This is a genomic window from Nocardia sp. NPDC051321, from assembly GCF_044455225.1.
In the GTDB taxonomy this organism is placed as follows: domain Bacteria; phylum Actinomycetota; class Actinomycetes; order Mycobacteriales; family Mycobacteriaceae; genus Nocardia.
The window spans coordinates 248,061-274,235 of sequence record NZ_JBITEM010000006.1 but is presented as its reverse complement, the minus strand read 5'-3'; the positions used below and the strand labels follow the sequence as shown (position 1 = coordinate 274,235).

The 26,175-nt window shown below is 68.9% G+C and carries 20 protein-coding genes and 1 riboswitch; of the genes, 11 read left to right on the top strand and 9 right to left on the bottom strand.

What is annotated here, in order from left to right; genetic code table 11:
* Nucleotides 1-12 precede the first annotated feature (12 nt).
* A complete protein-coding gene (locus ACIA8C_RS16175; protein WP_397135212.1) occupies nucleotides 13-201 on the top strand; it encodes a hypothetical protein in 189 nt (62 codons plus the stop codon).
* Between the two features lie 5 nt (nucleotides 202-206).
* On the opposite strand, the gene ACIA8C_RS16170 is transcribed toward ACIA8C_RS16175, so the two are convergent.
* The 3 genes from ACIA8C_RS16170 to ACIA8C_RS16160 all read right to left on the bottom strand — a co-directional run bounded on the left by ACIA8C_RS16170 (nucleotide 207) and on the right by ACIA8C_RS16160 (nucleotide 6,514).
* On the bottom strand, nucleotides 207-1,541 hold the full coding sequence (locus ACIA8C_RS16170; RefSeq protein ID WP_397135210.1) for a M1 family metallopeptidase: 1,335 nt from the start codon (nucleotides 1,539-1,541) through the stop codon (nucleotides 207-209).
* A complete protein-coding gene (locus ACIA8C_RS16165; RefSeq protein WP_397135208.1) occupies nucleotides 1,541-5,536 on the bottom strand; it encodes a Pls/PosA family non-ribosomal peptide synthetase in 3,996 nt (1,331 codons plus the stop codon). The genes ACIA8C_RS16170 and ACIA8C_RS16165 overlap by 1 nt, the downstream gene beginning before the upstream one ends.
* 330 nt (nucleotides 5,537-5,866) lie before the next feature.
* On the bottom strand, nucleotides 5,867-6,514 hold the full coding sequence (locus ACIA8C_RS16160; RefSeq protein ID WP_397135206.1) for a LysE family translocator: 648 nt from the start codon (nucleotides 6,512-6,514) through the stop codon (nucleotides 5,867-5,869).
* Between the two features lie 110 nt (nucleotides 6,515-6,624).
* Nucleotides 6,625-6,738: riboswitch (SAM riboswitch) on the top strand.
* A 47-nt stretch (nucleotides 6,739-6,785) separates the two neighbouring features.
* Between ACIA8C_RS16160 and ACIA8C_RS16155 the strand changes: the two genes are divergently transcribed.
* Nucleotides 6,786-8,147 carry an aminotransferase class V-fold PLP-dependent enzyme gene (locus tag ACIA8C_RS16155; RefSeq protein ID WP_397135204.1) on the top strand — a complete coding sequence of 454 codons (1,362 nt, stop codon included), beginning with the start codon at nucleotides 6,786-6,788 and terminating at the stop codon, nucleotides 8,145-8,147.
* A gap of 29 nt (nucleotides 8,148-8,176) precedes the next feature.
* On the opposite strand, the gene ACIA8C_RS16150 is transcribed toward ACIA8C_RS16155, so the two are convergent.
* From ACIA8C_RS16150 to ACIA8C_RS16140, 3 genes are all read right to left on the bottom strand, one after another.
* Nucleotides 8,177-8,728: a flavin reductase family protein gene (locus ACIA8C_RS16150; RefSeq protein WP_397135202.1), complete on the bottom strand. Its 552-nt coding sequence runs from the start codon at nucleotides 8,726-8,728 to the stop codon at nucleotides 8,177-8,179.
* A gap of 198 nt (nucleotides 8,729-8,926) precedes the next feature.
* Nucleotides 8,927-9,403, bottom strand: coding sequence for a YbaK/EbsC family protein (locus tag ACIA8C_RS16145; RefSeq protein WP_397135200.1), 477 nt, complete (start codon nucleotides 9,401-9,403; stop codon nucleotides 8,927-8,929).
* A 53-nt stretch (nucleotides 9,404-9,456) separates the two neighbouring features.
* Nucleotides 9,457-9,777: a 2-oxo-4-hydroxy-4-carboxy-5-ureidoimidazoline decarboxylase gene (locus tag ACIA8C_RS16140; RefSeq protein WP_397135198.1), complete on the bottom strand. Its 321-nt coding sequence runs from the start codon at nucleotides 9,775-9,777 to the stop codon at nucleotides 9,457-9,459.
* A gap of 270 nt (nucleotides 9,778-10,047) precedes the next feature.
* On the opposite strand from ACIA8C_RS16140, the gene ACIA8C_RS16135 reads away from it, so the two are divergent.
* The 5 genes from ACIA8C_RS16135 to ACIA8C_RS16115 all read left to right on the top strand — a co-directional run bounded on the left by ACIA8C_RS16135 (nucleotide 10,048) and on the right by ACIA8C_RS16115 (nucleotide 15,314).
* Nucleotides 10,048-10,869, top strand: coding sequence for a crotonase/enoyl-CoA hydratase family protein (locus tag ACIA8C_RS16135; protein ID WP_397135196.1), 822 nt, complete (start codon nucleotides 10,048-10,050; stop codon nucleotides 10,867-10,869).
* Nucleotides 10,870-10,957: 88 nt separating this feature from the next.
* Entirely contained in the window at nucleotides 10,958-11,464 is a 507-nt protein-coding gene (locus ACIA8C_RS16130) for a MarR family winged helix-turn-helix transcriptional regulator (RefSeq protein WP_397135194.1), read from the top strand.
* A 64-nt stretch (nucleotides 11,465-11,528) separates the two neighbouring features.
* Entirely contained in the window at nucleotides 11,529-13,337 is a 1,809-nt protein-coding gene (locus tag ACIA8C_RS16125) for an MDR family MFS transporter (protein ID WP_397135192.1), read from the top strand.
* An 88-nt stretch (nucleotides 13,338-13,425) separates the two neighbouring features.
* Complete coding sequence (locus tag ACIA8C_RS16120) at nucleotides 13,426-14,682, top strand: sensor histidine kinase (RefSeq protein WP_397135190.1); 1,257 nt, start codon at nucleotides 13,426-13,428, stop codon at nucleotides 14,680-14,682.
* Nucleotides 14,670-15,314 (top strand): response regulator, encoded by a 645-nt coding sequence (locus tag ACIA8C_RS16115; RefSeq protein WP_396991592.1) that lies wholly within the window; start codon nucleotides 14,670-14,672, stop codon nucleotides 15,312-15,314. Before ACIA8C_RS16120 ends, ACIA8C_RS16115 begins: the two co-directional genes overlap by 13 nt.
* Before the next feature lie 53 nt (nucleotides 15,315-15,367).
* On the opposite strand, the gene ACIA8C_RS16110 is transcribed toward ACIA8C_RS16115, so the two are convergent.
* Both ACIA8C_RS16110 and ACIA8C_RS16105 read right to left on the bottom strand, forming a co-directional pair.
* The gene (locus ACIA8C_RS16110; RefSeq protein ID WP_397135188.1) at nucleotides 15,368-16,888 is read right to left on the bottom strand and encodes an alpha/beta fold hydrolase; all 1,521 of its coding nucleotides are present in this window, start codon (nucleotides 16,886-16,888) and stop codon (nucleotides 15,368-15,370) included.
* A gap of 55 nt (nucleotides 16,889-16,943) precedes the next feature.
* The gene (locus ACIA8C_RS16105; RefSeq protein WP_397135186.1) at nucleotides 16,944-18,134 is read right to left on the bottom strand and encodes a serine hydrolase domain-containing protein; all 1,191 of its coding nucleotides are present in this window, start codon (nucleotides 18,132-18,134) and stop codon (nucleotides 16,944-16,946) included.
* Between the two features lie 501 nt (nucleotides 18,135-18,635).
* On the opposite strand from ACIA8C_RS16105, the gene ACIA8C_RS16100 reads away from it, so the two are divergent.
* Nucleotides 18,636-21,695, top strand: coding sequence for an AfsR/SARP family transcriptional regulator (locus ACIA8C_RS16100; RefSeq protein WP_397135184.1), 3,060 nt, complete (start codon nucleotides 18,636-18,638; stop codon nucleotides 21,693-21,695).
* 39 nt (nucleotides 21,696-21,734) lie between these two features.
* On the opposite strand, the gene ACIA8C_RS16095 is transcribed toward ACIA8C_RS16100, so the two are convergent.
* On the bottom strand, nucleotides 21,735-22,226 hold the full coding sequence (locus ACIA8C_RS16095; RefSeq protein ID WP_396991588.1) for an inorganic diphosphatase: 492 nt from the start codon (nucleotides 22,224-22,226) through the stop codon (nucleotides 21,735-21,737).
* A 173-nt stretch (nucleotides 22,227-22,399) separates the two neighbouring features.
* Here ACIA8C_RS16095 and ACIA8C_RS16090 point away from each other — a divergent pair, with 173 nt between their 5' ends.
* The 3 genes from ACIA8C_RS16090 (at nucleotide 22,400) to tilS (ending at nucleotide 26,140) form a co-directional block, all read left to right on the top strand.
* A complete protein-coding gene (locus tag ACIA8C_RS16090) occupies nucleotides 22,400-23,839 on the top strand; it encodes a D-alanyl-D-alanine carboxypeptidase/D-alanyl-D-alanine-endopeptidase (protein WP_397135687.1) in 1,440 nt (479 codons plus the stop codon).
* Nucleotides 23,840-23,852: 13 nt separating this feature from the next.
* Nucleotides 23,853-24,983, top strand: coding sequence for a zinc-dependent metalloprotease (locus tag ACIA8C_RS16085; protein ID WP_397135182.1), 1,131 nt, complete (start codon nucleotides 23,853-23,855; stop codon nucleotides 24,981-24,983).
* Nucleotides 24,984-25,123: 140 nt separating this feature from the next.
* Nucleotides 25,124-26,140 (top strand): tRNA lysidine(34) synthetase TilS, encoded by a 1,017-nt coding sequence (gene tilS / locus ACIA8C_RS16080; RefSeq protein ID WP_397135180.1) that lies wholly within the window; start codon nucleotides 25,124-25,126, stop codon nucleotides 26,138-26,140.
* Nucleotides 26,141-26,175 lie beyond the last annotated feature (35 nt).

The following is a 26,175-nucleotide window of genomic DNA, read 5'->3' as shown; positions in this document are numbered from 1 at the left end:
CAAGCTGCAACCATGAGTGATTCACTGAAGGACCGCGTCCGCTCGAAGCTGTTGCGGCAGCTCGCGGAGGACGGCCCACCGGACGTCGAACAGGACGACCCCCGCCAGCTCTCGGTCGGCTCCGACCTCGAAGCACTCGACAACGTTGCCGACGACGACCCCCTCGTCGAGGAACTCGCTGCGCGATATCTGGTGTTCTGAGCGAACTATGCCGCAGAGGGCGGCAACTGCGGCAGCGGTTTCCCTGCCAGCCAGCTGTCCCACAGCGGCCGCAACGGAATCCGGCTGTAATGCCCAGCCAGATCGGTGAACTCCTCGGTGCTCACCGAGCCGTGCCGGTAGCGAATCGTCCACTCCCGCAACAGATCGTAGAAGCCGTGATCGCCGAGCTCGAGCCGCAACGCGTGCAGCGTGAGCGCGCCGCGCTTGTAGACCCGATCGTCGAACATGTGCTGCGGCCCCGGGTCGCCGACGGCGATGTCCTGCGGCTGCCTGGACAGATTGTGCCGGGCCGCGCGGGCGAGCTGATCGGCCGTTGGACCGCCCGCTTCCTCGGACCAGATCCATTCGGCGTAACAGGCGAAGCCCTCGTGTAGCCAGATATCGCGCCACTGGCGGATGGTGAGACTGTTGCCGAACCACTGGTGCGCCAACTCGTGTGCGACCAGTCGCTCGGCTCCGCGCCTGCCGTCGCAGTGGTTGGCGCCGAAGATGGAGATGCCCTGTGCCTCGATCGGGATCTCCAGATCGTCGTCGGTGACGACCACGGTGTATCCCTCGAACGGGTAGGGCCCGAACCGTTCGGTGAAGATCTCCATCATCTGCGGCTGGCGGGCGAAGTCGTGCTCGAAGTTGGCCCGCAGCCGGGCCGGGGCGACGGCATGCATGGGCACCGAGTTGGCCGGGGCAACGATGCGATGCTTCTGATACGGCCCGATTTGAATGGTCGCCAGATAGGTCGCCATCGGCTCGGCCTGCTCGTACACCCAGGTGGTCTGGCTCGCCTTGACCTGCTTGCGCAGCAGCGTGCCGTTGGCCAGCGCGTAGTACGGGCTGTCGGTGGTGATCGAAATCCGGTAGCTGGCTTTGGAACTCGGGTGGTCGTCACACGGGAACCAGGACGCCGCGCCGTTCGGCTGGCTGGCCACCAGCGCGCCCTCGGTGAGCTCCTCCCAGCCGACCGCGCCCCACGGTCCGCGCACCGGACGTGGGGTGCCGCCGTACTGCACGACCAGCGAGAGCACGCCACCCGCCGGAATGCGCTGCTGCGGTGTGATCACCAATTTGCCGCGCTGATGGGTGTACTTCGTGGCCTTGGCGCCGTTGACGAACACCTTGGTCACGGTGAGCGCCTGGGACAGGTCCAGTGAGAAGCGCGGCTGCACGGCGGTGGTCACCGCGGTGATTTCCGCGCGGCCCGCCAGCCGGTTGCTGGCCACCCGGTAGGTGAGGTCGAGCTCGTACCGCGATATCCGGTAGCCACGATTTCCGTTCTGCGGCAGGTATTCGTCGATAGGTGCTTCGTAGAACTTCTCCGGCATCAGCGGGCCGCTCCCGGGTCGCCTCCGAACCAAGGCGCGATCGGGTTGCCCCACCAGCGAGTGGACGGGGGAACGGTGTCGCCGCGCATGACCAGCGAGGCGGGGCCGATGGTCGCGCCCTCGCCGATGGTCGAGGCGGGCAGCGCGACGCAATGCGGGCCGAGGGTGGCACCCGCGCCGAGGGTGACCGTATCCATGGACATGATGCGGTCGTGGAAGAGATGGGTTTGCACGACGCAGCCGCGTTCCACGGTCGCGCCGTCACCGAGTGTCACCAGGTCCGCCTCCGGTAGCCAATAGGACTCGCACCATACCCCGCGGCCGATCTTGGCACCGAGTCCGCGAAGCCACAGGTTCAGCACCGGTGTACCCGTCGCGGCGCGCGCGAACCACGGCGCGGCAACGGTTTCCACGAAGGTGTCGGAGACCTCGTTGCGCCACACGAACGAACTCCACAGCGGATGTTCTTCCGCCCCGATCCGGCCGACCAGCAACCATTTCGCGGCGACCGAAGTCGCGCCCGCGATCGCACCGGCGGCCAGCAGCACCAGGCCGCTGAGCAGCGCGGCGGGCAGATGGCCGAGGCTCTGCGCGAGCCAGGCGAGGGTGAACAGTACGCCGAGGCCGATGGCGAAGGTCACCAACACCGGGAACAGCCGGCAGGTTTCGACGATGCCGCGCGCGATGCGCAGCTTCGGCGGCGGATCGAAAGTGCGTGCGGTGTCCGAACTTTCCGGTGCGCGGCGCAGGCGCACCGGCGGACTGCCCAGCCAGGACGAGCCTGCCTTCGACTTGGACGGCGCGGCCGAAAGAACCGCGACCAGACCGTTTTTCGGCACCCGCCGACCGGGCGCGGTCATGCCCGAGTTGCCGAGGAAGGCGCGTTTGCCGACCTTCGCCTCGCCGATGCGCAGCCAGCCGCCGCCGAGTTCGTAGCTGGCGATCATGGTGTCGTCGGCCAGGAACGCGCCGTCGGCGACGGTGGTGAACTTGGGCAGCAGCAGCACCGTCGACGCCTCGACGCCCTGGCCGATCTTCGCACCGAGCAGACGCAGCCAGATCGGCGTGAGCAGGCTCGCGTACAGCGGGAACAGGAAGGTGCGCGCGGAATCCAGCAACCGCTCGGTGGACCAGACCTGCCAGCCCGTCCGGCTGCGCACCGGGTGATAGCCCTCCCGCAACCGGAAGCTGAGCAGTCGCACCAAGATGATGGTGATCGCCGCGTAGACCGCGAGGCTGAGCAGCGTGGCGACCGGCAGGATCGCGAAGGCGCGGCCCAAACCGCCCGCGAGGGTGCGGGTGTCGCGGATGAACCAGGCGATGAAGAGGCCGCCAGCGCCGAGTCCGAGGATCGGTACCGCGGCCAAGGCCATCGAGGTGACGCCGAAGATCGCCACCCAGTGTGCCGCTCGGTCGGGCGTGTGCCGGGGCCAGCGGTGTTGCGCCTTACCGATTTTGGCGGCGGGCGAGCCCGCCCACTCCTGCTCGGCCTTGATCTTGCCCGACACCGCGGAGCCCGGCGCGACCTCGGCGTTCTTGCCGATTCTGGTGCCGGGCAACAGGATCGATCGGGAGCCGACCACGGCGCCGGGCCCGACGGTGACCGGGCCGATGTGCACGACATCGCCGTCGATCCAGTAGCCGGACAGGTCGACCTCGGGCTCCACGCTGCAGCCGTCGCCCAGTTCGAGCATGCCGGTGACCGGCGGGAGGGTGTGCAGGTCGACGCCCTTGCCGATCTTCGCGCCGAGCGCCCTGGCGAACGGCACCATCCATGGTGCGCCGGAGAGGTTTTCGGCACCGCTGGCCTCGGACAGGCGCACCGCCGCCCACAGCCGCAGGTGCACCGGGCCGCCGCGCGGATACCGGCCTGGTTCGACGCCGCGCAGCAGCAGCCGGGCACCGGCCACGCAGATCGCCATCCGGCCGGGCGGTGAGATGAAGAGCAGGAACGCCGCCAGGGTCCACCACCAGGACAGGTGTGGCAGCCACGGCAGTGAGCCGGACCAGCCCGCGACATTGCCGACGATGGCCAGCCAGGTGAGCCATTGCAGGCCGGTGAGTGTGGTGAGCGGAATGGTGGCCAGCACCTGAACACACTGCGCGCGCAGCGGCGTCGGTCGCACGACGCGCTCCTCGACCGCGACGGCCGGTGTGCTCTGCTCCAGCAGTTCCACCAGCGCGCCGAGGCGGGGGTGGTCGTAGAGGTCGGCGACGGTGATCTGTGGATAACGTGCGCGCAGCGCGGTCACCATCTGGGCCGCGGCAAGCGAGCCGCCGCCCAGGTCGAAGAAGTCCGCGTCGAGGTCGGTGACCTCGCCGCCGAGCACCGAATCCCACAGTCCGGCAACCCATTGCGCGGTGCCGGTGAGATCGTTGTCGGCGTCGTCGTCGGTGCTGTTCGGCAGCGGCCACGGTAGGGCGTTACGGTCGACCTTGCCGGAGGTGCGGGTCGGCAGCTCATCGACCACCGCGAGCCTGGGCACCAGCGGCGCCGGAAGCTGTTCGGCGAGTTGGGCTCTGGCGGCTTTGGTGTCGAATTCGGGGCCCGTGCCGGTGAGGTAGCCGACCAGGATCTTGTTGCCCGCCTTGGTGGTTCGGATCGCGGCGGCGGCGCCGGTGACGCCGGGCAGGTGCTGCAGCGCGTTGTCGATCTCGCCGAGTTCGATGCGGCGGCCGCCGAGCTTGATCTGGTCGTCGGCGCGGCCGAGGAAGACCAGGCCCGCGCTGTCGTTGCGGACCAGGTCGCCGCTGCGGTAGGCGCGGTCCCAGCCGACCGAGGGCAGCGGCGCGTACTTTTCGGCGTCCTTCGCGGGATCGAGATAGCGGGCCAGGCCGACGCCGCCGATCACCAGTTCGCCGGATTCGCCCTCGGCCACCGGGTTTCCGGCCGCGTCGATCACCACGAGGTCCCAGCCGTCCAGCGGCAGCCCGATCCGGATGGGCCAGGTGCCGTCGAGCAGAGCGGCGCAGGCGACTACGGTTGCCTCGGTGGGGCCGTAGGTATTCCACACCTCACGATCCGAATCGGCGTTGGATTCGCCGCGTTCGCGGTGCCCTCCGTGGTTACGCTGCGCTACCTCCTCCGGGCCCGTCGCTCGCGCGGCCGTGTTCCCCGCAAGTCGTTCGGCGAGTTCGGGCGGCACCGCTTCACCGCCGAAGATCAACAGCCGGACCGCGTCCAGCGCCTCGGCGGGCCAGGTGGCGGCCAGCGTCGGCACCGTGGACACGATGCTGATTTCGCGCCGCACCAGCCACGGACCGAGATCGGCACCGGTGCGGACCAGGTCGCGCGGGGCGGGGACGAGGCAGGCGCCGTTGCGCCAGGCCAGCCACATTTCCTCGCAGGAGGCGTCGAAGGCGACGGAGAGTCCGGCGAGCACCCGGTCGCCGGGGCCGATCGGGGCGTCCGGCAGGAAGAGGCGAGCCTCGGCGTCCACGAACGCGGCGGCGTTGCGATGAGTCACCGCAACACCTTTCGGCGTTCCGGTGGAGCCCGAGGTAAAGATGATCCAGGCGTCGTCGGTGGGGGTCGGCAGCGTGCTGGTGCTCGCGTCGGCCGGATTGTCCGCTGCGGCACGGATTCCCGCCGGTGTCGTCTCGATGCCCGCCGCGGTGACGATCGCGGTGACCTGAGCCTCGCCGAAGACCAGCTGGGCTCGCTCGTCCGGGTCGTCGGCGTCGACCGGCACATACGCGGCGCCCGCGTACAAGACGGCGAGGATGGTCAGGTAGAGCTCCCGGGAGCCCGACGGCATCCGAACGCCGACTCGGTCGCCCGGCCGCACGCCCGCCGTGGTGAGCCTGGCCATGGTCTTCTCGATCTCGACGACGAGTTCGAGGTAGCTGAGCACCATCTGGCCGTCATCGATGGCGGGTGCGTCTGGATGGGTCAGCGCGGTCGCGGTCAGGATGTCGACGAGGGTCCGGGCCTGCGGCGTGTGCGCGGTCCGGCGTAGTGGGTCAACCGTCACATCAACCTGTGGTTGGAGCATGACGCCCTGCCCACCTCCCATTCGACCTGCCTCGCACTTCCCTGGTGTTGTTTGTGTCATAGCTGGGTTACCAGTTGGCAAACGCCCTGGTGACCAGTTGTCCACGGTACTCGGGGTTGTCGACGTTTGTTGCGCACCGCCGCGGCTGCCGCTCGGGAGATCGCGGACGGGGTTGTTGCAGGTCGTGGCGATTTCTGCCGGGCACGCCGAAGCAAGGCCTGGTGGGCGGGTTACCCGGTGGGTTCGCTGGGCGGTCGCTGAACCGGCGTGCTCAACCCGGTGTGATTCCCCTCATCGGCCTGGTGATCTTGCAGCTCAGTGCGTTTCGGGTCACGCCGCGGAGGCGGCGGTGCCGACGCCGAGCGCGGCGAGGATGGCGGCGCCGGCCAGTTCGAGCCGGTCCCGGATCCGCGGACGGCGCAGCAGCGCGACCGCACGAGAGGCGGCCAGCGCCAAGAGCACCATCGCGACCGCCGCAATCGACGATTCGACGGCACCGAGCGCGAGGGTGTTGGCGAAGGTGACCTCGGTCAGGAACTGGGGCAGTACGGCGAGATAGAACAGCCCGACTTTCGGGTTGAACAGGCACGAGACGACGCCTGCGGTGAACGCCGAGCGAACCGATGCGCGGGAGCCGCCGCCCGCCCGCGCGAGGCCGTCGGCGCCGTCGGATTCCCGGCCGGCGATGCGCTGCCGTCGTTGCTCGAGCAGCGCGCGAATACCCAAGTACACCAAGTAGATTCCACCGATCAGCTTCAGCGCGCGGTACGCCGTCGCCGACTGCTCGAGCAGCGTGGCGACACCAGCGGCGACCACCACCGCCCACAGCAGCCCGCCCAGCGACGACCCGATCGCGGCCGCGACGCCCGGTCGCGCGTCGACCAGCGAGAACCGCAGCACCAGGAACGAATCCGGCCCCGGCGTGAGCGCCAGCAGGACGCACAGGCCGACGAAGCTGATCAGTAGCGAAAGTGACACCTCACGATGTGAACCCAGCACGGCCGAATTGGCAACGCTTTATTGCCTGCCGACACACGCGCCGTGGCCGTGGTTGACAGCGCCGGGGGGCATCTGCCAATCTCGGAACAGGTCATGAGTACCAGCGTTCAGCCCCGGCTTGCTGGTCGGCAACCCTCCTCCGCGGTGGGGTGCTCCGGGTGACGACCGGGCTGACACCCGACCGGGTGCGGCAAGCGCGGACTCGACGAATCGTCTGATTGCGGGTCCCAGAGCCGACGGGATTTTCGTGATGACTGCTGTGGTGAGCCAGAACGCTAGGGGACGGCAGACGGCGGAGCCGGCGGGGTGGGTAAGCTCTGCCCCCCTCGCCAGGGTATCCGGTGACGACCTCCAGGTGCCCCTCGTCCAGGGCGGGACGACCACCTACGCCAACTTCGACTACGCCGCGAGCGCACCGGCATTGGCCCAGGTCACCGACCGGGTGCAGCAGCTGCTGCCGTTCTACGCAAGCGTGCACCGCGGCGCGGGCTACGCCTCGCGGATCTCCACCGAGTGCTACGAGGCGGCCCGTGGTTCGGTGAGGCGCTTCCTCGACGCGACCGACGACCAGGTGGTGGTGTTCACCCGCAACACCACCGACTCGCTGAATCTGCTCGCGTCCTGCGTGCCCGGCGACACCGTGGTGCTCGACATCGAGCATCACGCCAACTTCCTGCCGTGGACCAGGCACGGCCGCCGCGTCGTGCAGGCCGCGGCCACCGTCGAGGAGACCGTCGGGCGGTTGGTCGCCGAGCTGTGTAGCAAGCCCGCCGCGCTGCTCGCGGTCACCGGCGCGTCCAACGTCACCGGCGAGGTGCTGCCGCTGGAGCGCCTGGCCACCATCGCCCACCAGTGCGGCGCCCGCATCCTCGTCGACGCCGCCCAGCTCGCGCCGCACCGGCGAATCAGCCTGCGCGACACCGGCATCGACTACCTCGCGTTTTCCGGGCACAAGCTGTACGCGCCGTTCGGCGCGGGCGTGCTGGTCGGCCGCCGCGACTGGCTCGACACCGCGCAGCCCTACCTGGCCGGTGGCGGCGCGGTCCGTGAGGTCACCACCGCCGGCGCCGAATGGGCGCCCGCGCCGCAACGGCACGAGGGTGGTTCACCCAACGTGCTCGGCGCCGCCGCACTCGCCGCCGCCTGCGACGCGCTCAGTCGAATCGACGCCGACACCCTCGCCGCGCACGAACACCGCCTGGCCGACCGGCTGCGCGACGGCCTCGCCGCCATCCCCGGCGTCAACCTGCTGCGTATCTGGAACGACGCACCCGACACCGTCGGCATCGTCGCCTTCACCCTGGACGGCTTCGTCCCCGGCCACGTCGCCGCCTACCTCTCCGCCGAACACGGCATCGGCGTCCGCGACGGCCGCTTCTGCGCGCACCCGCTGCTCGCCCGCCTCGACCTCGACGGTGCGCTCCGCGCCAGCATCGGCCTAGGCACCACCCTCGCCGACGTAGACCGGCTCATCGAAGCCGTCGGCACCCTCGTGCGCACCGGCCCGGCCTGGAACTACGCCGCCACACAGGGTCTTTGGAACCCCACCCCCGAAACCCGCCCGTTCACTTCCGAAGCCCCGACCGGCGCGGCTCCCTGCCTGATCGGCTAGTCCGGCAACAGCGGTCGCCCGGCCTCGGCTCAGTCGCCGAGCCTTGTCGGGCGGTGGTACCGGCCGTTGTAGTAGAGCAGGGGAGCGGCGGCGGGGGTTTCGTTGGTGTTGTCGTGGACTCGGGTCACCAGGCCGACGACGAGGGTGTGGTCGCCGAGGGGGATCAGCTGGTGGATGGTGGCGCGCAGCCAGATGGGCGTGCCGTGCAGGACCGGTTCGCCGGTGTCGAGGGTGGTCCACAGCGAACGGTCGGTGAAACGGTCCGCGGCGGTGCGGGCGAAGCGCTGAGCCAGGTCGTGCTGGTGTTCGCCGAGAAAATGAATGACGACGGACTCGGCATCGAGCAGGGCGGTCAGGCTGGAAGAGGTGTGCGCGATGTTGAAAGACACCAGCGGAGGCGCCAGCGACAGCGACGCGAAAGACGTCGCGGTGAAGCCGATCGGGCCGTTCGGAGAGTTCAGCGTGACAACGGTGACGCCCGCCGGATAGTGGCGCATCGAGGCGCGGAATTGCTCGGCGGTGATCCCGCTCAGATCATCAGGGACCTGGAAATCCGTGGCGGGCCGTTCTGCTTCGGTCACCCACCCAAACCTACGCTGTCCCGGCTCCCCCGCCTCTCCGGGTATTTAGGCCAGACTTGGGTGGCGTGAGAGTGACGTTGGCGACTGGCGGTATCGATGGGGGTGGATTAGCCCGTGCCCGGTGAGTTACCCATGTGCTTGCGAGATCAGTGGTGGCGGTGGGTTAAAGAAAAAGACTGGCTGGGGTGATGTGCTGGGTTAGTCGACGTCCAGGGGGAGGCCTGCGGTTATTCGGACCAGTTCGTGGAAAGAGGTGCGGAACACTGTGTTCGGGTGGCCGCCTGCGGCCCATACCTCGCGATGGTTCGATAGGGCGGTGTCTACCCAGGTGGGGAGGTTGGTGGGGTGGCCGACGGGGGCGATGCCGCCGATCGGCTGGCCGGTGACCTCGCGGACCATTTCGGCGGGGGCCGGGGTGAGGGTGCCGTCGAGGCGCTTTCCGGTGGATTCGAGGTCTACCTCGTGCGCGCCGGAGACCAGGAGCAGCACAGGATCCTCGTCCAGCAGGAAGACCAGCGCGGAGGTGATGGCGCCCACCTCGACGCCGAGCGTTCGCGCGGCATCTTCGACGGTGGGGGTTGGTGCCGGCTGGGTCACGATGACACCGTGATGGCCTCGGGCGATGAGGGTGTCCGCGACTCGGCAGGCGATCGGTGGCAATGTCGACCTGCGCATGCCACCAGAGTAGAGCGATTGCGGATGGTGCGCCGGGCTACTCGACGAATGCGTCAGTATTCCGGATAGCCCTCGCTCGGCCCGAGCAGCAGCGCGATGCGCGCCCGGGTGATCCGCGCCAGCTCGGTCCTGCTGTCGTCCGAGACCTGTTCGTGCGCAACTGCTTCGAGTGCCCGATCGAGATCACCCTTGGACAACGCGAGCAACCCGACATCGGCCTCTGCCAGCAGCGCGTCCCGATCCGGATACGGCCTGGCGTCCGCCAGCTTGGCGGCCCAGGTGACATTGCCGCAGCAAGAGAAGAGCGCGTGTATCGCACGGGCACGGGAGATTTCGTTGAATCGTGCGAGACCGATTCCTCGATGCATCAGCATGATGGCCTCCGACTCGAAGATTGAGGTTTGCTGACCGTCCCCATGATCCGCTTCAGGACGAGGTGGGACCTAATGCGCCGCACCGATTTTGCGCAGGGTTTACATTGCTGTCGGCCGCGTGGCCGCGGCGTTTTCGCGGCCGACGGGCCACGAACGGCGCTCGCGAAACTCGCGCTGTGGTGGTCGAGTGAGAGCGGAGGGGCATCGTCTGTGCTGACCCATTCCGGGATGGGGAGGGTCCGCCCGCCACCTGCTCGATACGCTGTACAAATGACTGATTGGCAGGCTTTCACCGTAGAAACGAAGGACCACGTCGCGCAGGTGACGCTGACGGGTCCCGGCAAGGGCAACGCGATGGGCCCCGATTTCTGGCGGGAGTTGCCGGAGATCTTCCATGGGCTCGACGCCGATCCCGAGGTGCGCGCGATCGTGCTCACCGGGTCGGGCAAGCACTTTTCCTATGGCCTGGATCTGCCCGCGATGAGCGGCATGTTCGGCCCGCTGATGGCCGACAAGGCGTTCGCCGCGCCGCGCACCGAGTTCCTGGTTGAGCTGCGCAAGCTGCAGGCGGCGGTGACCGCGGTGGCGGATTGTCGCAAGCCGGTGATCGCCGCGATCTCCGGCTGGTGCATCGGCGGCGGGCTCGACCTGATCGCCGCGGTCGACATCCGCTACGCCAGCGCGGACGCGAAGTTCAGCCTGCGCGAGGCGAAGGTCGCGATCGTCGCCGACATCGGGTCGCTGCACCGGTTGCCCGGCATCATCGGCGAGGGCCACCTGCGCGAGCTCGCCTACACCGGCAAGGACATCGACGCGCGGCGGGCGGAGAAGATCGGCCTGGTCAACGACGTCTTCGCGGATCAGGAAGCGGCGCTGGACGCGGCAAACGCCACGGCACGCGAGATCGCCACCAACCCACCGCTGGTGGTGCAGGGTGTGAAGGACGTGCTGGATCAGCGGAACAAGGACCAGGTGGCCGCCGGGCTGCGCTACGTGTCCGCGTGGAACTCCGCGTTCCTGCCGTCGGAAGACCTCACCGAGGCGATCAAAGCGGTGTTCGAGAAGCGGGCACCGGAGTTCAAGGGCAAGTAAAGCTCGGTAAATCACTTGCCCCAGTAGGAGGCTCGTCCGCATACTTGCATCGCGCAACTAATTGATTGATGCAAGCAAAGGTTTGGGTTTGGACGAGCAAACGGTCGACACGATCGCGATGCAGCTCTCCCGATTGCAGCGAATTCGCGACCGCACCGCGGCACAGATCGGCACATGGACCAAGGACGGTCTCGATCCCGCCGCGTACGGCACGCTGCTTCGGCTGTGCTGTGACGGTCCGATGCGGTCGGGCGCGCTGGCCGGCGCGTTGCACTCGGACGCGTCGACGGTGAGCCGTCAGGTGGCACAGCTGGTCGGCAAGCAGTTGGTCGAGCGGCAGGCCGACCCGGCGGACGGGCGGGCCACCGTGCTCGTCGTTACTGAACGTGGCCGGACGGTCGCCGAAGAGGTCCGTAGGCGGCGCAACGAGAACCTGTCCCGGGTGATGGCCGAATGGGCGCCGCAATCCCGGGCCGAGTTCGCCGAACTGCTCCGGCAGTTCGTCGACGACTTCGAGCGCACCAGACCCGAGATGATCGCAGCGATGCGCCGCACTTGGGATCAGACCTTTATTGGGACGGAGAAAGAGACGTGAGCGAGCGAACCGAAGACACAGCCGCCGTTGGCGCGACGGAGCCGAGCGTCAGCGAGGCGCAGTCGTGACAACAGTCGAGAAGGTGGAGGCGCCGCCCGCGTTCACTCATCGCCAGATCTTGGTGATCCTGAGCGGATTGATGCTCGGGATGCTGCTCGCGGCGCTGGACCAGACGATCGTGTCCACCGCGATCCGCACCATCGCCGACGACCTGGACGGCTACTCGTTGCAGGCGTGGGCGACCACCGCCTACCTGATCACCGCGACGTTGGCGACGCCGCTGTACGGCAAGTTGTCCGACATGTTCGGCCGCAAGCAGTTCTTCATGCTGGCGATCGCGATCTTCATCGTCGGCTCGCTGCTGTGCACCATCTCGCAGTCGATGTACGAGCTGGCCGCGTTCCGCGCCGTGCAGGGCATCGGCGCGGGCGGGCTGATGTCGCTGGCGCTGACCATCCTCGGCGACATCGTCGGGCCGCGGGAACGCGCCAAGTACCAGGGTTACTTCCTGGCCGTGTTCGGTACCTCCAGCGTGATCGGCCCGGTGCTCGGCGGCGTGCTCGCCGGGCAGGACACGATCCTCGGCGTGAGCGGCTGGCGCTGGGTGTTCCTGGTGAACGTGCCGATCGGCCTGATCGCACTCGCGGTGGTGTACCGGGTGCTGAAGCTGCCGAAGCGGCCGCATTCCACCGACCGGGTGGACTGGTGGGGCGTGTTCGTCCTCGCGCTCGGTCTGGTCCCGCTGCTCATCGTGGCCGAGCAGGGTCGCGAATGGGGTTGGGCGAGTGGGCGGTCCATTGCCTGCTATGTGATCGGTGTGGCCGGCATCATCGGCTTCGTGTTCGTCGAGAAGGCGCTGCGCGATGCGGCGCTGATCCCGCTGCGGATCTTCAAGAACAAGACCTTCGCGCTCGGCGTGGTGATTTCGTTCGTGGTCGGTGCCGGCATGTTCGGCGGTATTTCGCTGCTGCCGCAGTACCTGCAGGTAGTGCGCGGTGCGAGTCCGACGCTGGCGGGCCTGCAGATGCTGCCCATGGTGCTCGGCCTGATGACCGGTTCGGTGGTGTCCGGCCAGCTGATCTCGCGGACCGGCCGCTACCGCAGCTTCACCATCATCGGCGCGACCATGCTGACGCTCGGGCTGTTCCTGCTGCACTTCCTCACCGCAGACACCCCGCTGTGGCTCGCGATGATCTTCATGGCGTGCACCGGTTTCGGCCTCGGCAATCTGATGCAGCCGCTCACCCTGGCGCTGCAGAACGCGTTGCCGCCCAAGGACATGGGCGTGTCCACCGCGGCCGCGACCTTCTTCCGGCAGATCGGTGGCACGCTCGGTGTCGCGGTGTTCCTTTCCATCCTGTTCGCTCAGCTCACGCCGAACATCTCCGACGAGATGCGCAGTGCGGCAGCCGATCCGCAGTTCCAGCACGCGGTGGTCGAGGGCGCACAGAGCAGTAACCCGGCCGATGTCGCGTTGTCGAAAGGCCTGCTCGCGCAGGACACTTCGGCCGCGGGTGCGGTGCTGAAGGACAGCTCGGTCATCCAGCAGCTGAGCCCGGAGCTGGCCCGCCCGTTCAAGGTCGGCTTCGCGGAATCCATGTCGACGGTGTTCCTGTCGGCGACCGGTATCGCGTTGCTCGCGCTGATCCTGGTGCTGTTCTGGCGCGAGGTGCCGCTGCGCATGGTCAGCGGCATCCAGGCCGCCAAGGACGCGGCGGCCAGCGAGTCGAACTCGGCGATGGACGCCGAGTCGCGGGTGGTGGATCAGGCCGGGCTGCTGCTCGGCGGCGGCGAGGCGGTGAGCCCGCCGAACGGCGACCGCTACCGCGACGGCTCCGGGGCCGGGTCGTCGGAAGGTTCCGGTTCGGCGTGACCGAATCCGGTCCCACCGCGCCCGGGTCGATGAGGGACTCGGGTGCGGTGGCGACCGGGCGGCTGCGGCCGCCGACCGCTCTGACAGCATGACCAGGGTGATGGTGGCCCTGCGCGCGGCGCGCGACCGATTACGGCGCCTGCCAGGTGCGATCGGGTATCTGGTGGTCGGCGCCGCGACGTCGGTGCTCGCGATGTTCGCGGTGATCGGCCTGCTGCTCGTCGGCGCGTTCTGCTTCATCGGCGTTGGGATACCGGCGCTGCCCGAGGCGGTCCGGCTGGTCCGGCCGTTGCTGTCGTTCGAACGGCGCAGGGCGGCACGGCATCTCGGCGGACCGATCGTCGAGGCTTATCAACCTTTCACCGGTGGGCTGTGGCAGCGCGTGACCACGGTGTTCACCGATCCGGCGAATCGCCGCGACTTCGCCTGGCTGGTCGTGCACACGCTGACCGGAATCTATGTCGGGCTTTTCGCCGTCGCGTTGCCCCTCAGCACGCTTGTTCAGCTGGCGACCCCGGCGCTGTGGCAGCATGTTCCGCCGGGGGAGCTGACCAGTTACGGCTTCGAGGTCGACTCGTGGCCGCGGGCGGCGCTGGGCTTTCTCATCGCGTTCCCCGTCGGGTTCCTATCGCTACAGATTCCGCTCGTGGCGCGCGGGCAGGCGCAGCTGGCCCGCGCCCTGCTCGGTCCAGCCGAGGGCATACTCCTCGCCGACCGGGTCGCCGCGCTGACCGCGACCAGGGCCGCCGCGCTGGATGCGCACGGCGCCGAACTGCGCCGGATCGAGCGCGACCTGCACGACGGCGCGCAGGCCAGGATCGCGGCGGTGATCATGCAGCTCGGCCTGGCCGATCAACTGCGCGACCAGGATCCCGAGGCAGCGCAAGGCCTGGTGCGCAAGGCGCAGGACACCGCGACGGCCGCCCTCGCCGAACTGCGTGACGTGGTCCGCAACGTCTATCCGCCGGTGCTCGCCGACCGCGGGCTGGTGAGCGCCATCTCGGCGATCGCCGCGCGCAGCCCGATCCCGTGTGTACTCGACTCGACCGAGGTGGGCAGGCGGCCCGCGGCGGTCGAGGCGGCGGCCTATTTCGTCATCACCGAGGCGCTCACCAACGCCACCAAACATTCTGGTGCCGAAGGTCTTTCGCTGATCATCGGCGGCTCGCCCGAGTTGCTGCGGATCGAGATCAGCGACGACGGCGTCGGCGGTGCCGTCGAGACCTACGGCGGCGGCCTGGCCGGCATCCGGCGCCGGGCCGAAGCGCTCGACGGCAGCATGATGCTGACCAGCCCGCCCGGTGGCCCTACTGTGTTGCGGGTGGAGTTGCCGTGCGGGTCATGATCGCCGAGGACGACGCCCTCCTGCGGGAGGGTCTCGTGCTGTTGCTGAGCACCGCGGGCATCGAGGTGGTCGCCGCCGTGGACAACGCGGACGATTTCCTGGCCGCGGTGGCCGCGGACCGGCCGGACGCGGTGGTGGTGGACATCCGGTTGCCGCCGACGTTCACCGACGACGGGCTGCGCGCGGCCGTCAGCGCCAGGAAGCTGCATCCCGGCCTGCCGGTGCTGGTGTTGTCATCCTGGGTGGAGGACAGTTACGCCGCCGAACTGCTCGGCGACGGCGCGGGCGGGGTGGGCTATCTGCTCAAGGAACGGGTCGGCAAGGTGGATCGCTTCCTCGATTCGCTGCGCCGGGTCGCCGCGGGTGGCACCGCGATGGACCCCGAGGTGATCTCGCAGCTGCTGGTGCGGCGCAAGTCCGATGATCCGTTGGCGGCGTTGACCGTTCGCGAGCGCGAGGTGCTCGCGCTGATGGCGGAGGGACACAACAACGGGACCATCGCCGAACGGCTGGTTGTCACCGAAGGTGCTGTGCATAAACACATTCGGAGTATTTTCGCTAAGCTCGGTCTGTCCACCGAGGACGTCGGTCATCGCCGGGTGCTTGCCGTGCTGGCGTATCTGAACGCGTGAATGCCTGAACCCGTGCGGGATTCAGGCAGACGCGCTTCAGCTGAGGGCGGGGACTAATCCGCTCGGCAGGTGGTATCCGAGGTTGGCAGCGTGCCGTCGCGCAGGTACGCGTTCACCGCCGAATACACGCAGGTGTTCGGAAAGCGGCCGAAGATGTAGTGGATCGACACATCCTGCAGGGTGACGAAGGCGGAGCCGGTCATCTTCTGGTGCAGTGCGACCGCACCCTGGTACGCGGTGCGGGTGTCGCCGGTGGCGTTCAGGATCAGGCTCGGCACCGAATTGTGCACCGCCGTAGGCGCTTCCGCGGGCGGTGCCCAGAACGCGCACGACGTGATGTTGTTGGCGAACGCGCCGAACACCGGTTGGCTCGCGCGGGCCGCCTCGATGTTGCGTAGATAGAACGCGGGGTCGCGTGGTGCGGCGACGTCGCCGCACATGACCGCCATCTGCGGTGAACCGTCCCCGTCCTTGGTGTCGAAGATGTGCTCGAGATTGCCCCTCAGCTGGTCGTCGGGCTGCACGGCCTTGCCGTCGGCCGCGTCGACGAGCTGGCGCAGCTGACCGGCGACCATTTCGTAGGCGCGCTGGTCGTCGAGCCCGACGAAGAGCAATGTCGGCACGGTGTGATCGTCGATCTCGAACCCGCCCAACCGAATCGGTTGCTTCGCCGACCGCTGGATCAGGTCGGTCACGGTGGCACGCACCGCCGCGCGGCTGCTGCCGAAGTGATACTCGTTGTCGCGCGCGGCGGCCCAGTCCGCCCACAGGTCGAGCGCCGCCTCGTTGGCCGGGCCCATGGCCTGCATCATGCCGACCGGGCCATAGGCGTCCGGATCGGCGGCGCTGTCGAGCACGATTCGGTCACTGCGCTCCGGGAACATCTGGGTGAACACCGCGCCCAGGTACGTGCCGTACGAGGTGCCGAAATAACTGACCTTGTCGACACCGAGCGCGCCGCGGATCACATCCATGTCGCGTGCGGTGTTGCGGGTGCTGATGAACGGCAGCCTGGCCGCTTCCGTCGTGGCGCACCGTGCCGCGAAGTCAGCTTGTGTCGCAACGGATTCGGCGAAGCTCGCGGCATCGACCCCGGCCGATTCCAGGCCGAAGCCGCGCGGCCAGTGGCAGTTGACCGCCGCGGAACGCCCGACTCCGCGTGGATCCATGCCGATGAGGTCGTACTGTGCCCGGACGTCGGGGGTCATGGCCGCGCCGACGTCGATCATGAAGTCGAGACCGGAGCCGCCGGGGCCGCCCGGATTGGACAGCATGGCGCCGCGGCGCTTCGCGGGTTCCGGCGACGCGAGCCGGGATATCGCCACGGTTGTGGTGGCCCCCTGTGGGTCAGCGTAATTCAGCGGGACCGTCACCACGGCACACTGGCCGCCGACGGGATCGAGCTTCGGGTTGTCGCAGGCTTTCCAGTCCAGCTGCTGCTGGTAGAAGCGTTCCAGCGCAGGCGGTTCCGCCTTCGCGGTGACGTCCTGGCCCGCGCAGCCGACCAGACCCGCGCAGGCCACCAAGCCGGTGACCGAGGCAAGGACGGCCGTAAGCGCTCTCGTACGTTTCATTGTTGATCCTTCGAAGGTATTCGGCCGCAACCGATATCGGCGAGTCGGGCAGGCGTCAGGCGGAGCACAGGGCGGCATCCAGCACGGCGGTGACCGCCTCGGCGGTCTCCTCGCTGGTCGGCAGCTGGTTCACCGTGACGGTCACCGCGGTGCCGTCCGCGGTCACGCCGTTGCGGGTCTCGAAGCCGGGGATGCTGCCGCCGTGGCCCCACACCTCTTTGCCGCACGGGGTGGTGCGATGGATGAGCGCGAGACCGTAACCGGCGCCGGGGATCCGGTCGAACGGCACGGTGCGCTGCATCTCGGCCAATTGCGCTGGGGCCACCAGCTTTCCGGCCAGCAACGCGGTGAAGAACCGGTTGAGGTCGGTCGGTGTGGCGACCATATCGCCCGCGGTGCCGCCCCAGGACGGGTCGAGGTCGGTGAAATCGACCGACTTGCCGTGCACTACGTGATAACCCTGGGGGTGCGCGCCCCGGATGGTCGTCTCGCCCGAGGCGGGGACGTAGGTGTCGCGCAGGCCGAGCGGCTCGATGATCCGGCGGCCGATCTCCTCGGCGGCAGGCTGCCCGGTCACTCGCTCGATCAACAGGCCTGCGATCAGGTAATTTGTGTTGGTGTAGACCGATTTCGCGCCGGGTTCGAAGTTCGGCGGCGCGGTCATCGCCCGGCGGACCAGGTCGGCCATCTCGAAGTGCTGCCAGCGCAGGGCCTCGTCGTCCGGGTTCAGCTGTTCGGTGTGGTCGGTCACGATGCCGTCTTCGGAGCCGTGGCCGAGGTAGTCCGGGAGGCCGCTGGTGTGCTGCAACAGCTGGCGTACCGAGATCCGGTTGCCGTCATTGCCGGAGCCATGTACCAGGCCGGGCAGGTAGCGCTCGATCGGCGCGTCCAGCTCCACCTTGCCCTCGGCGACCAACTGCATGATCACGGTGGCGACGAATGTCTTTGTGTTGCTGCCGATCCGGACGCGACCGTCGGCCGGGAACGGCGCATGGGTGTTCAGGTCGCCGGCTCCTGCGGTGAGGGTGCGATGGCCGCCGGGGCCGTCGATCACCACCTGGACGCCGGGAGTGCCGTTGCGCACCACGTTGTCCATCGCGGTGGCGACGGCGGGCGGTGCGGTCGCGGCCGAATCCTTCGGCGCGGACGGTGCGGTCTCGCCGCCGCACGCGGACGCGGCGAGTACCGCGCCGACCAGCGCGGCCGCGAGGGCCGCTTTTCCGGAGTTGCGCCGAAATGGGTTCATGAGCAGTGCTTTCCTCCTGTTCGAGCCGGAAGGCATGGGTGCATCCCCGACGCTTTCGAGCCTAGGAATCGGCGGCCGTCCGGCCCATGCCGCGCGCACCCGAATGCTGGGTATTGCCTGCGGGTGTCGGATGGTGGGGCTAGCACCACCATGCGCCCGAATTCGGCTACGCACGCCCCTCCGACGGCTGTCCGTCGAGCACCGGTGGCGACCGCGGCGAGTGCGTGCAAACATACGGTGACCGGGATCTGTACATCCACTACGGATCTCAGCTCTCGAAAGGGACATCCGGCCGAGTCGGATGTCCCTTTTCGCGGCCCATACCAGCGCCGGATCAGTAAGCCGTCACGGAAAGCTCACGAAACCATTGGTTGGATGTCTGCACGATGACGTCTGATCAGCGTTGGCTCATCGGTGACTTCGCCCGGGCACGGCTGCCGGAAACGTCGGACGATTGTTTACGTTCGGTGTTGAACGATCGACGGTCAGAGAGAGGACCGAATGCTGAAGTTCGCTGTACTCGGCGAGGTGCGTGCGTGGCGCGATGAGCTGGAGCTCGATCTCGGCTCCAAACAGCGCCGAGCCTTGCTGGCAGCGCTGTTGCTGCGCAGCGGACGTTCGGCGACCGTGCCGGAACTCATCGACGGTGTCTGGGGTGAGCATCCGACGCCAAGCGCGATCGGCGCGCTGCGCAACCACATCCTGCATCTACGCCGGGCGCTCGAGCCCGACCGCGCGTCCGGCGCGCCCGCCACGGTGCTCGTCGGGTTCGGCGGCGGCTACGCGCTGCGGCTGCCGCCCGGCGCGGTCGATGTGGAGATGGTCGAGGAGATGCTGGTCGAGGTGCAGCCGGACCGGATCGGCACGGAGTCCGCGCAGGCGGTCGAGCTGGTCCGCGATCGGCTCGATGCCGCGCTGCGGTTCTGGTCGGGCACGCCGCTGTCCGGGCTGCCCGGCCCCTACGCGGATCGGCAGCGCACCCAGCTGATCGAGCGGCGGGTCGCGCTGCTGGAACAGCGAATCGACCTCGACCTGCGCCTTGGCCGCTATCCGGAGGTGATCGCCGAGCTGACGCCGCTGTGCGGCGAACACCCGATGCGCGAGCAGCTGCGCGGCCTGTTGATGACCGCGCTGTACCACACGGGCAGGCAGGCCGAGGCGCTCGCGGTTTATGCCGACACCCGCAAGGTGCTCATCGAACGGCTCGGCATCGAGCCAGGACAGCAACTCGCCGAATTGCATCAGCGCATTCTGCGGGCGGACCTGATTGCGCCACAACGGGATACCGACAGCGCGACGGTCATTGTACGACCGCCGCGTCGCACGATGGGGCGGGTCGCGCAGTTGCCCGCCGACGTCGTCGACTTCACCGGCCGCACCGATACGGCCCGTCAGGTCAGTGAATGGCTTACCCGCGCAGACGGTTTCGCGGTGCCGGTGTGCGTGATCGGCGGTATGGGCGGTATCGGTAAGAGCGCGCTTGCGGTGCACGTCGGGCACCGCGTCCGGGACCGTTTTCCGGACGGCCAGCTGCATGTCGATATGCACGGGTTCGCCCAGGCCCGTGATCGCGGCCCCGGCCACCGATCCGGCACCCCGGCCGCCGACACGCTCGGTGACTTCCTGCGCGCTCTGGGCATTCCGGAGGGCGAGATCGCGCCGACGCTGGCCGAACGTTCGGCCCAGTTCCGTAGCGTTCTCGACGGCAAGCGAGTGCTCGTCGTGCTGGACAACGCGCACGACAGCGAGCAGGTCGCCCCGCTGATCCCCGGCACGCCGGGCTCGGCGGTGCTGATCACCAGCCGCTCGTCCATGCCCGAATTGCCCTGCGTGGTAGGCGTTCTCGGGGTCCGCCTCGACGTGCTGTCCCGGGTGGAGGCGCGCACGCTGCTCGCCGGGATCGCGGGCTCGCGGCGCGTCACCGCCGAGCCCGCCGCGGTGGACAGCGTGCTCGCCGCGTGCGGCGGGCTACCGCTCGCCGTCCGGATCGTCGGCGCGCGGCTGGCGGCCAGGCCGAACTGGAGCATCAGCAGCCTGGCCGAACGGCTGGACGACGAGAAGCAGCGGCTCGGCACCCTGCGCAGCGGCGACCTCGCGGTCGAGGCGGCGTTGCGGCTCAGCTACGACCAGCTCGATTGTGCTCAGGCCAGGGCCTTTCGGATGCTGGCCGTGCCGGAGGTCGCGGAGATCTCCCTCGACGGCGCGGCCGCGATGCTCGGCTCGGATCGGATGCTGGTCGAGGAGCTCTGTGAGTCGCTCGTCGACCTGAACTTGATGGAGACCAGCGTTTCCGGGCGCTACACCTATCACGATCTGCTCCGGCTGTTCGCGCGTGAACTGCACCTCGCCCCCGACGTCGCCGAGCCGGTGTCCGCTGTGCTGATCCGCCTGCTCGACTTCTACCTGGCCACCATGAAAAACCTGATGGCGGTGTGCAATCCGGGGTCGCGACTACCGGAACACTTGGCGCCCACCGCATCCGCCGGGCTGTCGTTCACCGACAGCATCGCCGCGCAATACTGGTTGGACGTCGAGCGACCGAACCTGATTTCGCTGTACGAACAGGTCGCGGGCGTCGGTGGTCCCGCGCTCCCGCTGGCCGCCGATATCGCCTGGGCCACCGCGGAATTGATCGACGGCGGGCCGCACTGCCAGGAGCTGTCGCGGGCGCTGGACAAGCTGCTCGACGCGGGCCTGCGGGCCGGCGACCGCCGGGTCGAATGCCGGATCAGGGTGACCCTGGGCACGATCTACAGTTACTCGCTCGGCACGCTGCGCCAGGGGCGGGATCACGTGCGCATCGCGCTGTCCCTCCCGCCGGTCTCGGCGAGTGACGTGCGGCTGACCGCGTTCGCAGGCCAGCTGCTCGCCTCGTCCACCAGGATGGGGTCGGAGACGGCGGCCTCGATCGCGCACGCCGAACGGTCGATCCGGATGGCAAGGCGGGTCGAGGATCCCGCGGTCGAATGCGCCAGCCTGGTGCACATGGCCAAAACCCTGTCGGACGCGGGGAGATACCCCGAATCCCAGGAGCGGGCGACCGAGGCGAAGACCTTGGCGGCCAAGATCGGGAATGCCGGGCTGGAAGCGATGGCGACGCACGAGCTCGGCGCGAGCCGCGGCTATCAGGGCGACCATCGGCACGCGATCGAGCTGTGCCGCGAGTCTGTCCGGCTGGCCCGGCTGAGCGGGGTGGAACTGCGCGAGGGCTGGGCGCTGGCCCGGCTGGCGCACGTGTACATGCTGGCCGGGCAACTCACCCAGGCCGAACCGATCGCCGACGCGGCCGTCCGGATGCTCAACCGCGCGATCGGTCCGCTGTCGCGGGCGCGGGTGCTCGTGCTGCACGGGCTGATCCTGCAGGCGGTCGGCCGAACCCACCAGGCCTACTGTGTATACCGTTCGGCGGCAGAGGCTTTCGCGCTGATGGCGGACGCGCACTTCACCCACGAACGGCTCGACGGGGAAGTGGAGGCGCCGATCCTCGCGCTGCTCGGCGAGCACCTGGATCAGGTGATCGCCGAACGCAATCAGCGCCGCGCAGCCGCCGACTCGGCATAAGCGGGAAGCCCGCCCGGACTTCCCGCTCGCACGACCGGCTCAGTGGCCGCCGTTGTCCTTCAGCCGCTGGATCGAGGCGGTCACCTCGGCCTCGGCCTCGGTGCGGCCGACCCACTCCGAGCCCTTGACGAACTTGCCGGGCTCGAGATCCTTGTAGCGCTCGAAGAAGTGCTTGATCGCGGCCAGCTCGAACTCGGGCACATCCTTCAGGTCCTGGATGTGCTCCCAGCGCGGATCGCCGGCAGGCACACACAGCACCTTGTCGTCGCCGCCTGCCTCGTCGACCATCTTGTACATCGCGACCGGGCGCACCTCGATGAGGCAGCCGGGGAACACCGACTCGGGCAGCAGGACCAGCGCGTCGAGCGGGTCACCGTCCTCGCCGAGGGTGTTCTCGATGTAGCCGTAGTCGGCGGGGTAGACCATGGAGGTGTAGAGGTGCCGGTCGAGCCGGACCCGTCCGGACTCGTGATCGACCTCGTACTTGTTCCGAGAGCCCTTGGGGATCTCGATGGTGACGTCGAACTCCACGCCATCTCCTTCGGTGCATCTATGAGCATGAGCAGTCACGACTGCCGACTCGCCAGGTTGTTCGGGGGAACGGTTGCGCAACGAGGATAGTGTGGTCGGCGGGGACATGGGTGCGGCAGGCGGCTGCTGCGGAAATCAGTCGAGGAGAGCTGCGGGCTGTGGTTGGTAAGAACATCGGTGGCTTGGCTGCCCGGCGGCGCCGCAATATCTGGATCGGACTCGGCGTCACGCTCGCCGTTGTCCTGGCGGCGGGTGGTGGCGTAGCGCTCACGGTCAAACCGTGGACCGACGAATTCCGGCACGGCGGGCTCACTATCGCCGCGCCGCCCGCACCGGTCCGCCCGTACCCACAGGTCGCCCCGGCGCCGTCGAACGCGCCCGCGCCGAGCCCGGCCGGTATCGCCGCCGCGCTCGCCCCGGTCCTCGGCAACCCCGATCTCGGGGCGTTCGCCGGCCAGGTCACCGACGCCGACAGCGCGACGGTGCTGTGGAGCGGCGACCCGACCCGGCCGATGATCCCGTCGTCGACCGCGAAGATCCTGACCACGGCCGCCGCGCTGCTCACGCTGCCGGACAACCATCGGCTGATCACCAAGGTGGTGGCGGGTACGGCGCCGAACGAGCTGGTGCTGGTCGGCGGCGGCGATCCGACGCTCACCGCCGAGCCGGCGGGCAAGGGCTACTACCCGAACGCCGCGCGGGTGTCCGATCTGGTGAGCCAGATCAAGAACTCGGGCCGGGCCGTCGACACGATCGTGGTCGACACCTCGGCCTACCCCGGGCCGAGCATGGCGAAGGGCTGGGATCCGGTCGACATCCACGACGGCTCGATCGCGCCGATGGAGTCGGTGATGATCGACGGCGGCAGGCTGCAGCCGCTGGTCGAGTACTCGCCGCGCACCCCGACGCCCGCGCTGGATGCCGGGCGCAGGCTGGCCACCGACCTCGGTCTCGATCCGGCCCGGGTGCGGATCGGCGCCGCGTCGCCCGGCGCCGCCGAGGTGGCGAGCGTGCAGTCGGCGCCGCTGCGGGACCGGTTGCGCGACATGATGGTCTACTCCGACAACATTCTCGCCGAGGCGGTCGGGCGCGAGATCTCCGTCGCGAACGGCGGCGAGGCCTCGTTCGCGGGCGCGGTCGACGCGGTGCGCACCGCGCTCGGCAAGGCGGGCTTCGACCTGACCGGCTTGGACATGCAGGACAACAGCGGACTGTCGGTGGACGACCGCATTCCGGCCAAGCTGCTCGATCGGGTGATCGCGACCGCGGCCAAGCCGAACGCCGCCACCGCCGTGCAGCCGGCAGGCACCAAGGCACGGCCCGAAAACGACCGGCTCGCATCCACTTTGGCGCCGCTGCTCGACGACCTGCCGATCGCGGGCGCGACCGGCTCGCTGACCAGCCGCTATGTCGAGCGCAACCGGCAGGGCGCCGGGTTCGTCCGGGCCAAGACCGGAACTCTGTCGGTGTCCAGCGCGTTGGTCGGGTATGTGCTCGACGCCGATGGGCGGGTGCTGACCTTCGCGTTGATGTCGAACGATCGACCGCCGGAGGTGAGCAGGCCCGCCTTGGACGCGATCGCGGGCACGCTACGCAACTGTGGATGTTCGTGACGGGTGGTTGACAATGCACGGAGAAAGTTCCGACCCGGCTGATACCGGCACGGGTTCAGTCCTGCCCGCAGGCAACGGGGTGGTCGAGCAGTCCAAGAGCCGATCGGGGTTCTCCGGTGCCGTCGACTGGAAGCTGGCCGCGAAGACCGGCGCGGCCCTGGTGCCGTCCGGGCCGCGGACCTCACGATTCTCGGCCGAGCAGGTCGTCGCCGAACTGGCTGTCGCTTCCGAACGCGCCGAGGGACCGGTCCGGGAAGTGAGCATGCTGCTCGACGACCAGCCGGTGCCCGCCGCCCGGATCGTCGACCGGCCGGGCTGGATCGAGGCGGCCGCCGACTCGATGGGTCAGCTGACCGGCACCGGTGGCGACACCGGCGAGCGGGGGCTGCTGCAAGGTAAACCCGCAGGCGTGCAGGCGGGCGCGATGCTCGCCTTCCTGTCCACCGCGATCCTCGGTCAGTACGACCCGTTCACCGGGCCGGACGGCACGCTGCTGCTGGTCGCGCCCAACATCATGGCGGTGGAGCGCGCACTCGGCGTCTCGCCGAGCGACTTCCGGCTCTGGGTCTGCCTGCACGAGGTGACGCACCGGGTGCAGTTCTCCTCCGCGCCTTGGCTGGCCGATTACATGCGGGCCAATGTCGAGGTGCTCGGCGAGGTCGGCGACGAACCGCTCAACGAGATGCTGTCCAGGCTGCTCGAGGAGGTGCGGGATCGCCGCCGCGGCGGTCGTCCCGACGACCCCGCCGCTCGCGGCGTTGTCGGTCTGCTGCGGGCCACCCAGGCCGCGCCGCAGCGCGAGGCGCTCGACCGATTGCTGATGCTCGGCACGCTGCTTGAAGGGCACGCCGATCACGTGATGGACGCAGTCGGCCCCGCCGTTGTTCCGTCGGTCGAGCAGATCCGCTCCGCGTTCGATCAGCGCCGCAAGCGCCCGACCAACCCGCTGCAGCGCATCATGCGCGCCCTGCTCGGGGTGGACGCGAAGGTCGCACAGTACGTCCGGGGCAAGGCCTTCGTCGACGACGTCGTAGGCCGAGTAGGCATGGACCGCTTCAACACCATCTGGACCAACGCCGAAACCCTGCCCCGCACCGACGAAATCGAACGCCCCGAACTCTGGGTCACCCGGGTCCTCGGCTAGCCCGAGAAATCGAGGCGAGTCAAAAGGTCGCTGTTCAAGATCTTTTGACGACCGTATGACTCACGTCGGCGGGCCGTTCCCGCGCTCTGCGGCTGGGTTGCCCGGCGGAGGGGCGTGGGTGCGGTCGGTACGCTCCGGATATGGGTTCGCGTGGACCAGTGGCTGAGCCGCGTCGGTTGCCGGAGACGGCGGCCGTGCTCGAGGTGCGGCGCGCGGTGCGGGACTGGGCTGTCGCGTACGCGCCGGGCGGCGATGCCGCAGCAGCGGTCGCGCTGTCCGGCGGGGCGGATTCGCTGGCGCTCACGGCCGCGGCCGTTGTCGAGCTGGCAGCGGTCGACGCGCTAGTTGTCGATCATCGATTGCAGGCCGGCTCCGAAGCGGTCGCGAACGACGCGATAGCGGCGGCGCTGGCGCTCGGATGCCGCTCGGCCCGGGTGCTCCCGGTCGAGGTCGACGGCGACGGCGGGATGGAGGCGGCGGCGCGGCGAGCTCGATACGCGGCGTTGGACGAAGCGCGGGCCGGGCTGCCGGTGCTGCTCGGGCACACCCTCGATGATCAGGCGGAAACCGTATTACTCGGCTTGGCGCGTGGGTCGGGTGGACGGTCCATTCACGGGATGGCCGAATGGGCAGCGCCGTGGGGCAGGCCGCTGCTCGGCGTGCGGCGGGCGGTGACCCGGCAGTTGTGCGCGGACATGAACGTGCCGCCGTACGAGGACCCGCACAACACATCACCCGAGTTCACCAGGGTTCGGCTGCGCACCGAGGTGCTGCCGCTGCTGGAAGAAGTGCTCGGAGGCGGGGTGGCCGGCGCGCTCGCGCGGACGGCCGGACAGTTGCGCGAGGACGGGGCGGTGCTCGACGCGCTCGCGGGTGAGCTGCTGCACACCGCGAGTGATGGCGCGACCCTCTCGATCGAGACGCTCGCCACTGCGCCCGCCGCGTTGCGCCGCCGGGCGATCCGGTCCTGGCTGCTCGCGGGCGGGGCGAAAGCGCTGACCGGCAAGCATTTACACGCGGTCGACGAGCTGATCACCGATTGGCGCGGGCAGGGCGGCGTCGCGGTCGGCGGCGGCCTGCCGGGTAGCAGGTTGGTCGCGGGGCGCGAACATGGCAGGCTGACACTGCGGCGTGAGCGTCAGGCCCGAAGGCGGTAGCGAAGCGTGACTGCGCAGCGGCTGATGACACATAA

Excerpts from the sequence above, each read along its gene's own strand:
- ACIA8C_RS16110 (WP_397135188.1), bottom strand. The coding sequence starts at position 16,888 with ATGAAACGTACGAGAGCGCTTACGGCCGTCCTTGCCTCGGTCACCGGC.
- ACIA8C_RS16175 (WP_397135212.1), top strand. The coding sequence starts at position 13 with ATGAGTGATTCACTGAAGGACCGCGTCCGCTCGAAGCTGTTGCGGCAG.
- ACIA8C_RS16140 (WP_397135198.1), bottom strand. The coding sequence starts at position 9,777 with ATGCTGATGCATCGAGGAATCGGTCTCGCACGATTCAACGAAATCTCC.
- ACIA8C_RS16170 (WP_397135210.1), bottom strand. The coding sequence starts at position 1,541 with ATGCCGGAGAAGTTCTACGAAGCACCTATCGACGAATACCTGCCGCAG.
- ACIA8C_RS16145 (WP_397135200.1), bottom strand. The coding sequence starts at position 9,403 with ATGCGCAGGTCGACATTGCCACCGATCGCCTGCCGAGTCGCGGACACC.
- ACIA8C_RS16165 (WP_397135208.1), bottom strand. The coding sequence starts at position 5,536 with ATGCTCCAACCACAGGTTGATGTGACGGTTGACCCACTACGCCGGACC.
- ACIA8C_RS16135 (WP_397135196.1), top strand. The coding sequence starts at position 10,048 with ATGACTGATTGGCAGGCTTTCACCGTAGAAACGAAGGACCACGTCGCG.
- ACIA8C_RS16105 (WP_397135186.1), bottom strand. The coding sequence starts at position 18,134 with ATGAACCCATTTCGGCGCAACTCCGGAAAAGCGGCCCTCGCGGCCGCG.
- tilS (WP_397135180.1), top strand. The coding sequence starts at position 25,124 with ATGGGTTCGCGTGGACCAGTGGCTGAGCCGCGTCGGTTGCCGGAGACG.
- ACIA8C_RS16120 (WP_397135190.1), top strand. The coding sequence starts at position 13,426 with ATGACCAGGGTGATGGTGGCCCTGCGCGCGGCGCGCGACCGATTACGG.
- ACIA8C_RS16100 (WP_397135184.1), top strand. The coding sequence starts at position 18,636 with ATGCTGAAGTTCGCTGTACTCGGCGAGGTGCGTGCGTGGCGCGATGAG.
- ACIA8C_RS16085 (WP_397135182.1), top strand. The coding sequence starts at position 23,853 with ATGCACGGAGAAAGTTCCGACCCGGCTGATACCGGCACGGGTTCAGTC.
- ACIA8C_RS16155 (WP_397135204.1), top strand. The coding sequence starts at position 6,786 with ATGACTGCTGTGGTGAGCCAGAACGCTAGGGGACGGCAGACGGCGGAG.